The organism is Nocardioides sp. BGA-UO-ETr-FS32 (genome assembly GCF_059567905.1).
In genome coordinates this window covers 953,724-963,336 of record NZ_JCAQOX010000013.1, presented here as the reverse complement: position 1 = coordinate 963,336, position 9,613 = coordinate 953,724, and the positions used below count along the sequence as shown (strand labels likewise).

Sequence of the window (9,613 nt, the reverse complement as noted above, 5' to 3'; positions counted from 1 at the left end):
TTGCCAGAATCATTGTCAAAGAAACCGCGACACCAACCAAAGCCAGTGTCAACGGGGCATAACAAACTAATTCGTCGACTAATCAAACACACTGTTGAGTTCTCAAGAATCAGACGCACCCGTTCCTCACCAGCTAGGCTGGTTCGGTCGCGGGGCAACCTGCAGAAACTTACCGGGCGCTCCATCCCGCGTCAAACTCGGCGGGGCTTCGTGCTTCGGTGGTCGCAGCTGGTTTCCGCTTCATCTGACCTTCTGGCCAGGAGGCGGCGCCGCTTGCGGCGACAGGTGAAACATTAGACGACGTCCGGGCCACATGCCAAACCGGGGGTCGCCCTCACGCATAACCGCAGGTCAGGGGCCTGTGGGGCGAGGCGCTGCCGGCCGGTAGGGGCTCACCGTGGGGTCGCCCGTCGCCCAGAACCGCCACGGCAGGTCGGCTGCACGTCGTAGCCCCACGCGGGGCCCCCGACTGATCTGGACCACCGGCTCCCCCGGGACGAGCTCGGGACGCACCCCGTTGTCGGACAGGTCGATGCCCAGCGAGCGGCACAGACGAGCGGGCCCTCGCGCCAGGTCGCGGTCGGGAACCCCGGGCCGTCGCGACCGGGCACGATCGACGCCGGCCACCACCTCCCCCGCTCGGAGGAGGACCGCGCCCGGGTCCCCGTCGGGCCCGGTGACGAGGTTGGCGCAGTGGTGCATGCCGTAGACGAAGTAGACGTACAGGTGTCCGGGCGGACCGAACATGACCGCGTTGCGCGGCGTACGGCCCCGGTAGGCGTGGGACCCCGGATCGGCGGGACCTGCGTAGGCCTCGACCTCGGTGAGGCGTACGGACACTCCCCCGTGCGTGAGCACGGCGCCGAGCAACCGGGGGGCGACCTCGAGCGGGTCGCCCTCAGCCCAGGCGACCACGGTGACCGGCACTGGCGGCCCGCAGCTCGTCGAGCTGCTCACGCACCCGTACGGGAGCGGTGCCACCGCGCCCGGAGCGCGACGACACCGAGCCCTCCACGGTGAGCACCGAGCGGACCTCCGGCGTCAGGGCCGGCGAGATGGCAGCCAGCTCCTCGTCGGTCAGGTCGGGCAGGTCGCAGCCGAGCTCCTCGCAGCGCCGTACGCAAGCACCCGCGAGCTCGTGGGCGTCGCGGAACGGCACGCCCTCGCGCACCAGCCACTCGGCGACGTCGGTGGCCAGCGAGAAGCCCTGGGGAGCCAGCTCGGCCATCCGCGGGCCGTTGAAGGTGAGCGTGGCGACCATCCCGGTGACGGCGGGCAGCAGGACCTCGAGCGTCTGCACGGAGTCGAAGACCGGCTCCTTGTCCTCCTGGAGGTCGCGGTTGTAGGCGAGTGGCAGGCCCTTGAGGGTCGCCATCAGACCGGACAGGTTGCCGATGAGCCGCCCGGACTTGCCGCGGGCGAGCTCGGCGATGTCGGGGTTCTTCTTCTGCGGCATGATGCTCGAGCCCGTCGACCAGGAGTCGTGGAGCGTCGCGAAGTCGAACTCGCGCGTCGTCCAGAGGATGACCTCCTCCGCGAGCCGGGAGAGGTCGACACCGACCTGGGCGGTCACGAAGGCGAACTCCGCGGCGAAGTCGCGCGACGCGGTGCCGTCGATGGAGTTGGCGGACGAGCCGGTGAACCCGAGCTCGGCCGCGACGGCCTCGGGGTCGAGCCCCAGGGTCTGCCCGGCGAGGGCGCCGGAGCCGTACGGCGAGTCGCCGGCCACGCGGGCGTCCCAGTCCCGGAGGCGCTCGACGTCGCGCACCAGTGGCCACGCGTGGGCGAGCAGGTGGTGCGACAGGAGCACCGGCTGGGCGTGCTGCAGGTGCGTACGACCCGGCATGACCACGTCGAGGTGCTCGGCGGCCTGGCCGGAGAGCACGTCCACGAGGTCGAGCACGAGCCCGGAGATGGTGCGGGCGTGGTCGCGGAGGTAGGCCCGGAACAGGGTCGCGACCTGGTCGTTGCGCGAGCGACCCGCCCGCAGCCGGCCACCGACCTCGGGGCCGACCTCCTCGAGCAGCAGCCGCTCGAGTGCGCCGTGCACGTCCTCGTCGGTGTCGGCCGGCCGCAGGTCGCCGGAGTCGTAGCGCTCCCCCAGCGCCGCGAGCCCGCGCAGCAGCTCGGCGTGGTCGGCGTCGGTGAGGAGCCCGGCGCGGTGCAGGGCGTTGGCGTGGGCGCGCGAGCCGGCCAGGTCGTACGGCGTGAGCTGCCAGTCGAAGTGCGTCGACCTCGACAGGGCCTGGAGCTCCGGCGACGGACCGCTGGCGAATCGTCCGCCCCAGAGCGATCCCTCGTTGGTGGTGCCTGCGCTCGTCGGTGTGTCTGCCATCAGTCGGTTCCGAACTCCATCGCTGCGGCGTCGAGCGCGCTGTCGTCCTCCGCCTCCGAACGAGCGGACGGGTTGTCGGTGATCTTGTCGTACCCGCCCTCCTCGATGGCGCCGAACAGCGTCCCGTTCTCCACGAGCACCTGGCCCTGGTCGAGCGGCTGGGAGGCGTACAGCTCGAGCTTGGCGCGCGAGTCGGCGATGTCGAGGTTGCGCATGGTCAGCTGGCCGATGCGGTCGGTGGGGCCGAAGGCGGCGTTCTCGGTCCGCTCCATGGAGAGCTTGTCGGGGTGGTAGGAGAACGCGGGGCCGTCGGTGCGCAGGACCGTGTAGTCCTCCCCCCGGCGCAGGCGGAGGGTGACCTCGCCGGTGACGAGCGAGGCGATCCAGCGCTGGATCGACTCGCGGATCATCAGCGCCTGCGGGTCGAGCCAGCGGCCCTCGTAGAGCAGCCGGCCGAGCTTGCGGCCCTCGTTGTGGTACTGCGCGACCGTGTCCTCGTTGTGGATGGCGTTGACCAGCCGCTCGTAGGCGATGAACAGCAGTGCCATCGCCGGGGCCTCGTAGATGCCGCGCGACTTGGCCTCGATGATGCGGTTCTCGATCTGGTCCGACATCCCGAGACCGTGGCGGCCGCCGATCGTGTTGGCCTCGTGGACGAGGGCGACCGGGTCGCCGTAGGTCGTGCCGTTGATGGCGACCGGCCGGCCCTGGTCGAAGCGGATGGTGACGTCCTCGGCCTCGATCGGGACCGACGGGTCCCAGAACTTCACGCCCATGATGGGCTCGACGGTCTCCAGCGACACGTCGAGGTGCTCGAGCGTCTTGGCCTCGTGGGTGGCGCCCCAGATGTTGGCGTCGGTGGAGTAGGCCTTCTCCTGGCTGTCGCGGTAGGGAAGGTCGCGCGCGGTGAGCCAGGCGCTCATCTCGTGCCGACCGCCGAGCTCGGTGACGAAGTCGGCGTCGAGCCACGGCTTGTAGATGCGCAGGTCGGGGTTGGCGAGCAGGCCGTAGCGGTAGAACCGCTCGATGTCGTTGCCCTTGAAGGTCGACCCGTCGCCCCAGATGTTGACGTCGTCGTCGTGCATGGCCCGGACCAGCATGGTGCCGGTGACCGCGCGGCCGAGCGGCGTGGTGTTGAAGTAGACGCGACCTCCCGAGCGGATGTGGAAGGCGCCGCAGGCGAGGGCCGCCAGACCCTCCTCGACGAGCTGCGTCTTGCAGTCGACCGCCCGGGCGAGCTCGGCGCCGTACTGCATGGCGCGCGAGGGCACGCCGGAGATGTCGGGCTCGTCGTACTGGCCGATGTCGGCGGTGTAGGTGCAGGGCACCGCTCCCTTCGCGCGCATCCAGGCGACCGCCACCGAGGTGTCGAGGCCGCCGGAGAACGCGATGCCGACGCGCTCGCCGACCGGGAGGGAGGTGAGGACCTTGCTCACTGGGAGTCCTTTGCTGGGGTGGAGTGGTGGGCGTCGTTGGCGAGGTCGAGGAAGCGCTGCGCCAGGGCGGCGCCGCCGCTCGGGTCGCGGCCGATGACCAGGACGGTGTCGTCCCCGGCGATCGTGCCGAGGATGTCGCCGAGGTCGGCCTTGTCGAAGGCGCTGGCCAGGAACTGCGCGGCACCCGGCGGAGTGCGGAGGACGACGAGGTTGGCGCTCGCCTCGGCGCTGACGAGCAGCTCGCCGCAGAGCCGGGCGAGCCGATCACGGCCGGCAGCACTCTCGCGGGGCGCGGAGACGGTGCGGTCGCCGCCCTCGCCCGGCACTGCGTACACGAGGGCGCCGGCGGCGCTGCGCACCTTGACCGCGTCGAGCTCGACGAGGTCGCGGCTCAGCGTGGCCTGCGTGACGCGGACGCCGTGGTCGACGAGCAGGTTGGCGAGCTCGGTCTGCGAGCGCACCGGGTGGGAGGTCACGATGTCGATGATCCGCTGGTGGCGGGCGCTCTTGGTCAGGGGCGACACGGCGCTCATGATGACCGCTCCAGCAACCAGGCCAGCACCGCCTTCTGGGCGTGGCGGCGGTTCTCCGCCTCGTCCCACACCACGGAGTGGGGGCCCTCGATGACCTCCTCGGAGATCTCCTTGCCCCGGTAGGCGGGCAGGCAGTGCATGACGATCGCGTCGGCGGCAGCGTGCGAGAGCAGGTCCTCGGTGATGCCGTAGGGCGGGAAGACACGCATCCGCTCCTGCGACTCCTCCTCGCGGCCCATGCTCACCCAGGAGTCGGTGATGACGACGTCCGCGCCCGTGACGGCGGCGACCGGGTCGGCGACCAGCTCGATCGAGCCGCCCGTGTCCTGGGCGATCTCGCGAGCCTTGGCTACGACGTGCGCATCGGGGTTGTAGCCGTCCGGGGCGCCGACCACCACGTGCATGCCGGCGGTGGCACCCGCGAGCACCCACGAGTTGCCCATGTTGCAGGCGCCGTCGCCGACGAAGGCGGCCCGGACGCCGGCGAGACGGCCCTTGCGCTCGCGGACCGTCTGGAGGTCGGCGAGGAGCTGGCAGGGGTGGAACTCGTCGGTGAGCGCGTTGAGGACCGGCACCCCGGAGTACGCCGCCATGGTCACCACGTCGGCCTGGTGGGCGGTGCGCCACACGATCGCGGCGGCCTGTCGGCCGAGGATCCGGGCGACGTCCTCGACGCCCTCGCGCGACCCCATCGCGGCGAGCCCGCCGTCGACGGTCATCGGGTTGCCGCCGAGCTCCGCGATCCCGGCCGCGAACGACACCTGCGTGCGCAGCGTCGGGCGGTCGAAGACCAGCGCGACCGTGTGCGGGCCGGCGAGCGGCTTGTGCTCGAACGGCTCGGCCTTCATCCGGTCGGCCAGGTCGAGGACCTCGAGGAGCTCGGCCGGCGAGAGGTCGTCGTCGCGGAGGAGGTGGCGCGTCGTGGACGTCATGGGGTGGCCTCCGTGGTGGACGGTGCTGCGGCGGCGCGGGCGTGGTCGAGGATCGCGGGGAGGGCTGCGTCGAGGGCGTCGAGGTCGGCGGCGGTGATCACCAGCGGTGGTACGAACCGCAGCCGGGTCGGACCGGTCGCGTTGAGGATGAATCCGGCCTCGCGGGCCGACACCACCGCGTGGGTGGCGTACGGCCCGTCGAGCTCGGCGCCGCACATGAGGCCGGCGCCGGTCACCTCGACGACCCCGGTCTGCTTGCGCAGCAGTGCCTCGAGCTGCGCGCCGCGATCGAGCACGGCCGCGAGCAGGCCGTCGGCCTCAATCGTGTCGAGCACGGCCCGGCCTGCCGCAGCGGCGACCGGGTTGCCCCCGAAGGTGGTCCCGTGGTTGCCGGGCTGGAGCAGGGAGGCGGCAGCGCCGCGCGCCACCGTCGCCCCGATCGGGATGCCCCCGCCCAGACCCTTGGCGAGCGTGACGATGTCGGGCTCGACGCCCTCGACCAGCTGGTGGGCGAACCACGCACCGGTCCGCGCGACGCCGGTCTGCACCTCGTCGAGCCACAGCAGCGCCCCGTGCTGGTGGGCGATCCGTTGGGCCGCTGCGAGGTAGTCGGCGGAGGGGACCACGACGCCCGCCTCCCCCTGGACGGGCTCGAGCACGACGGCGGCGACGGTGTCGTCGACAGCGGCCTCGAGCGCGGGGACGTCGTCGTACGGGACGAACGTGACCTCGCCGGGCAGCGGCTCGAACGGCTCGCGGTAGGCGGCCTTGAACGTGAGCGCGAGGGCACCCATCGTGCGGCCGTGGAAGGAGCCCTCGGCAGCGACGAGACGGGTGCGTCCGGTGCGGCGGGTCAGCTTGAGGGCGGCCTCGTTGGCCTCGGCGCCCGAGTTGCTGAAGAACACCCGGGCCGACTCGTCCCAGCCGAGGAGCCGGACGAGCTGCTCGGCGAGGGCGACCTGCGGCTCGGTGGCGAAGAAGTTGGACACGTGGCCCAGCGTCGAGAGCTGGGTGGTCACGGCGGCCACGAGCGCGGGGTGCGCGTGGCCGAGCGCGTTGACGGCGATGCCGCCCAGCAGGTCGACGTACTCCTTGCCGTCGGCGTCCCACACGTGCGCTCCCTCGCCGCGCACGAGGGCGAGGGCGGGCGGGCCGAAGGTGTTCATGACCGACCCGGCGTAGCGATGCTGGAGTGACTCACTCATGCCGGGTCCTCGCTCCCGTAGGGCTTGCGCAGCTTGGTCGCGGCGCCCGGCAGCACCTGGGTGCCGACGCCCTCGTCGGTGAAGATCTCGAGCAGGACGGCGTGCGGCTCGCGGCCGTCGACGACGGTCGCGCGCGGGACTCCCCCGGTCACCGCCTCGTAGCAGGCGCGCATCTTGGGGACCATGCCCGCGTCGAGCGTCGGCAGGAGCTCGCCGAGCGCCTCGGGGCTGATCTCCTGGATCAGGTCGTCGGAGTTGCCGTAGTCGCGGTAGAGGCCCTCGACGTCGGTGAGGACGAGGAGCTTCTCCGCGCCGAGGGCGACAGCGAGCGCCGCGGCTGCGGTGTCGGCATTGACGTTGTGGACACGGCCGTGGACGTCGGGTGCGACCGAGCTGACGACGGGGACGCGACCGGCCTCGATGAGGTCGAGGACCGCCTCGGGACGGACCTCGGCCACCTCGCCGACGAGGCCGAGGTCGACCTCCTCGCCGTCGACGACGGTGTTGGTGGGCTCGGCGGTGAAGAGTCCCGCGTCCTCTCCGGAGAGGCCCACGGCCAGCGCGCCGTGCTGGTTGACCAGGCCCACCAGCTCGCGCTGGACCTGTCCGACGAGCACCATCCGGACCACGTCCATCGCCTCGGGGGTGGTGACCCGGAGGCCGCCGCGGAACTCCGACTCGATGCCGAGCCGGTCGAGCATCCGGGAGATCTGCGGACCGCCGCCGTGGACCACGACGGGCTTGAAGCCGGCGAAGCGGAGGAACGCGATGTCCTCTGCGAAGGCGACCTTGAGGGCGTCGTCGGTCATGGCGTTGCCGCCGTACTTCACCACGATGGTCCGGCCGTGGTAGCGCTTGAGCCACGGCAGCGCCGCGGCGAGCGTACGGGCCTTGGCGGGGTCGGGCCGGCGCGGGTTCTGGTTGGTCTCGGTGTCAGTCATGAGCTGTAGGCACTGTTCTCGTGGACGTAGGCGTGGGTGAGGTCGTTGGTCCAGACGGTGGCTCGCGCGTCGCCGGCCTTGAGGTCGATGGTGACGCTGACCTCCCGGCCGGTGAGGTCGACGGACGCCGGGTCCTCGGCGGGTGTGGACTGCCTGCAGACCCACACACCGTTCATGGCGACGTCGAGGTCGGCGGGGTCGAACTGCGCGGTGGTGGTGCCGATGGAGGCGAGGACGCGGCCCCAGTTGGGGTCGTTGCCGAAGATCGCGGCCTTGAACAGGTTGCTGCGCGCGACGCTGCGGCTGACCTCGACGGCCTCGTCCTCCGATGCTGCGTGCAGCGTGGTGATCGCGATCTCGTGGTCGGCGCCCTCGGCGTCCCCGAGCAGCTGCATGGCGAGGTCCGTGCAGGCCTGGGTGAGTGCGGCGGTGAAGTCCTCGGACGTCGGCGTGATGCCGCTCGCGCCGCTGGCCATCACGGTGACCGTGTCGTTGGTGGACATGCAGCCGTCGGAGTCGAGCCGGTCGAAGCTGACCCGGGTGGCGGCACGCAGGGCGGCGTCTAGGTCGGCGGCGGGGACGACGGCGTCGGTGGTGATGACGACCAGCATGGTGGCCAGCTGCGGGGCGAGCATCCCGGCGCCCTTGGCCATGCCGCCGATCGACCAGCCGGCCCCCTCGACCACGGTGTTCTTGCTGACCGAGTCGGTGGTCATGATCGCCTCGGCCGCGCTCGCGCCGCCGTCGGAGGAGAGCTCGGCGGTGGCCGCCTCGACGCCGGCGAGCAGGTCGTCGCGGTCGTTGGCCAGGCCGATGAGACCGGTCGAGCAGACGACGACGTCGATCGCGCCGATGCCCAGGCCCTCGGCGACCTTCTCGGCCACCGCGTGGGTGGTCTGGAATCCCTCCGGCCCGGTGTAGCAGTTGGCTCCGCCGGAGTTGAGGACGACGGCGCGCACGACGCCGTCCTTGACGACCTCCTGGCTCCAGAGCACGGGGTTGGCCTTGCAGCGGTTGGCGGTGAAGACGGTGGCGGAGTCGAAGGCCGGGCCCTGGTTGACGACCAGCGCGAGGTCCTTGGCGCCGGTGGACTTGAGTCCGGCCGCGACGCCGGCCGCGGTGAAGCCCTTCGGGGTGGTGACGCTCATGGGGCGAGTCCGATCGTGGAGAGCCCGGTGGCCTCGTCGAGGCCCAGGGCGAGGTTCATGCACTGGACGGCGGCGCCGGCGGTGCCCTTGGCCAGGTTGTCGACCACGGCCACCGCCACCAGTCGTCGTACGCGCTCGTCTACGGCGACCTGGACCTGGACGGCGTTGGAGCCGAGCACCGACTGGGTCTGCGGCCACTGCCCCTCGGGGAGCAGGTGGACGAACGGCTCGGAGTCGTAGGCGGCTGCATAGGCGTCGCGCACCTGCTGCGAGGTGACGCCGTCGAGCAGAGGCGCCTGCACGGTCGCGAGGATGCCCCGCGACATCGGGACCAGCAGCGGCGTGAAGCCGACCTTCACGGGGCCGCCTGCGACGCCGCTGAGGTTCTGCACGATCTCGGGGGTGTGCCGGTGCGTGCCGCCGACGCCGTAGGCGCTGGCGTTGCCCATCACCTCGCTGCCGAGCAGGTGCGGCCTCGCGGCCTTCCCTGCGCCGCTGGTGCCGGACGCGGCGACGACGGTGACGTCGGGCTCGACCAGCCCGGCAGCGACCGCCGGCACGATCGCGAGCGTGGAGACGGTCGGGTAGCAGCCGGGGACGGCGATGCGGCGCGCGCCGCGCAGGAGGTCGCGCTGGCCGGGCAGCTCGGGCAGGCCGTACGGCCACGAGCCCGCGTGCTCGCCGCCGTAGAACGCCTGCCACTCCCCCGGGTCGGTGAGCCGGAAGTCGGCGCCGCAGTCGATCACGACGGCGTCGTCGCCGAGCGCCTGCGCGATCGCTGCGGACTGGCCGTGGGGCAGTCCGAGGAAGACGACGTCGTGGCCGGCCAGCGTCTCGACCGTGGTGTCGGCCAGCACGCGGTCCGCGAGCGGGAGCAGGTGCGGCTGGAGCGCGCCGAGGCGCTCGCCCGCGTTGGAGCCCGCGGTGAGCGTGCCGATCTCGACACCGTCGTGGCCCAGGAGGAGGCGCAGCACCTCGCCCCCGGCGTAGCCACTGGCTCCGGCAACGGCGACTGATGCGGTCATGTGCATGACTATACATTGCTCTGCATGGATGGTCGCACCGGGTCCGTTCATCTGCAGG

At 71.8% G+C, this 9,613-nt stretch carries 9 protein-coding genes; all 9 read right to left on the bottom strand.

Annotated elements, in window-relative coordinates; all coding sequences use genetic code 11:
* Positions 1-351 precede the first annotated feature (351 nt).
* From AC57BS_RS09850 to argC, 9 genes are read right to left on the bottom strand one after another with little or no spacing between them, the layout of a single operon-like run.
* Complete coding sequence (locus AC57BS_RS09850; RefSeq protein WP_496411244.1) at positions 352-927, bottom strand: DNA-3-methyladenine glycosylase; 576 nt, start codon at positions 925-927, stop codon at positions 352-354.
* Positions 899-2,335: an argininosuccinate lyase gene (gene argH / locus AC57BS_RS09845; protein WP_496411243.1), complete on the bottom strand. Its 1,437-nt coding sequence runs from the start codon at positions 2,333-2,335 to the stop codon at positions 899-901. Before argH ends, AC57BS_RS09850 begins: the two co-directional genes overlap by 29 nt.
* Positions 2,335-3,771: an argininosuccinate synthase gene (gene argG, locus AC57BS_RS09840; RefSeq protein WP_496411242.1), complete on the bottom strand. Its 1,437-nt coding sequence runs from the start codon at positions 3,769-3,771 to the stop codon at positions 2,335-2,337. The genes argH and argG overlap by 1 nt, the downstream gene beginning before the upstream one ends.
* Positions 3,768-4,304, bottom strand: coding sequence for an arginine repressor (locus AC57BS_RS09835; RefSeq protein WP_496411241.1), 537 nt, complete (start codon positions 4,302-4,304; stop codon positions 3,768-3,770). Before AC57BS_RS09835 ends, argG begins: the two co-directional genes overlap by 4 nt.
* Positions 4,301-5,236, bottom strand: a complete 936-nt coding sequence (gene argF / locus AC57BS_RS09830) for an ornithine carbamoyltransferase (RefSeq protein ID WP_496411240.1) — start codon at positions 5,234-5,236, stop codon at positions 4,301-4,303. Before argF ends, AC57BS_RS09835 begins: the two co-directional genes overlap by 4 nt.
* The gene (locus AC57BS_RS09825; RefSeq protein ID WP_496411239.1) at positions 5,233-6,441 is read right to left on the bottom strand and encodes an acetylornithine transaminase; all 1,209 of its coding nucleotides are present in this window, start codon (positions 6,439-6,441) and stop codon (positions 5,233-5,235) included. The genes argF and AC57BS_RS09825 overlap by 4 nt, the downstream gene beginning before the upstream one ends.
* Positions 6,438-7,382 (bottom strand): acetylglutamate kinase, encoded by a 945-nt coding sequence (argB, locus tag AC57BS_RS09820; protein ID WP_496411238.1) that lies wholly within the window; start codon positions 7,380-7,382, stop codon positions 6,438-6,440. The genes AC57BS_RS09825 and argB overlap by 4 nt, the downstream gene beginning before the upstream one ends.
* Entirely contained in the window at positions 7,379-8,530 is a 1,152-nt protein-coding gene (gene argJ, locus AC57BS_RS09815; RefSeq protein ID WP_496411237.1) for a bifunctional glutamate N-acetyltransferase/amino-acid acetyltransferase ArgJ, read from the bottom strand. Before argJ ends, argB begins: the two co-directional genes overlap by 4 nt.
* Positions 8,527-9,555 carry an N-acetyl-gamma-glutamyl-phosphate reductase gene (gene argC / locus AC57BS_RS09810; protein ID WP_496411236.1) on the bottom strand — a complete coding sequence of 343 codons (1,029 nt, stop codon included), beginning with the start codon at positions 9,553-9,555 and terminating at the stop codon, positions 8,527-8,529. The genes argJ and argC overlap by 4 nt, the downstream gene beginning before the upstream one ends.
* Positions 9,556-9,613: the final 58 nt, after the last annotated feature.

Excerpts from the sequence above, each read along its gene's own strand:
- AC57BS_RS09825 (WP_496411239.1), bottom strand. The coding sequence starts at position 6,441 with ATGAGTGAGTCACTCCAGCATCGCTACGCCGGGTCGGTCATGAACACC.
- AC57BS_RS09835 (WP_496411241.1), bottom strand. The coding sequence starts at position 4,304 with ATGAGCGCCGTGTCGCCCCTGACCAAGAGCGCCCGCCACCAGCGGATC.
- argC (WP_496411236.1), bottom strand. The coding sequence starts at position 9,555 with ATGACCGCATCAGTCGCCGTTGCCGGAGCCAGTGGCTACGCCGGGGGC.
- argJ (WP_496411237.1), bottom strand. The coding sequence starts at position 8,530 with ATGAGCGTCACCACCCCGAAGGGCTTCACCGCGGCCGGCGTCGCGGCC.
- argB (WP_496411238.1), bottom strand. The coding sequence starts at position 7,382 with ATGACTGACACCGAGACCAACCAGAACCCGCGCCGGCCCGACCCCGCC.
- argF (WP_496411240.1), bottom strand. The coding sequence starts at position 5,236 with ATGACGTCCACGACGCGCCACCTCCTCCGCGACGACGACCTCTCGCCG.
- argH (WP_496411243.1), bottom strand. The coding sequence starts at position 2,335 with ATGGCAGACACACCGACGAGCGCAGGCACCACCAACGAGGGATCGCTC.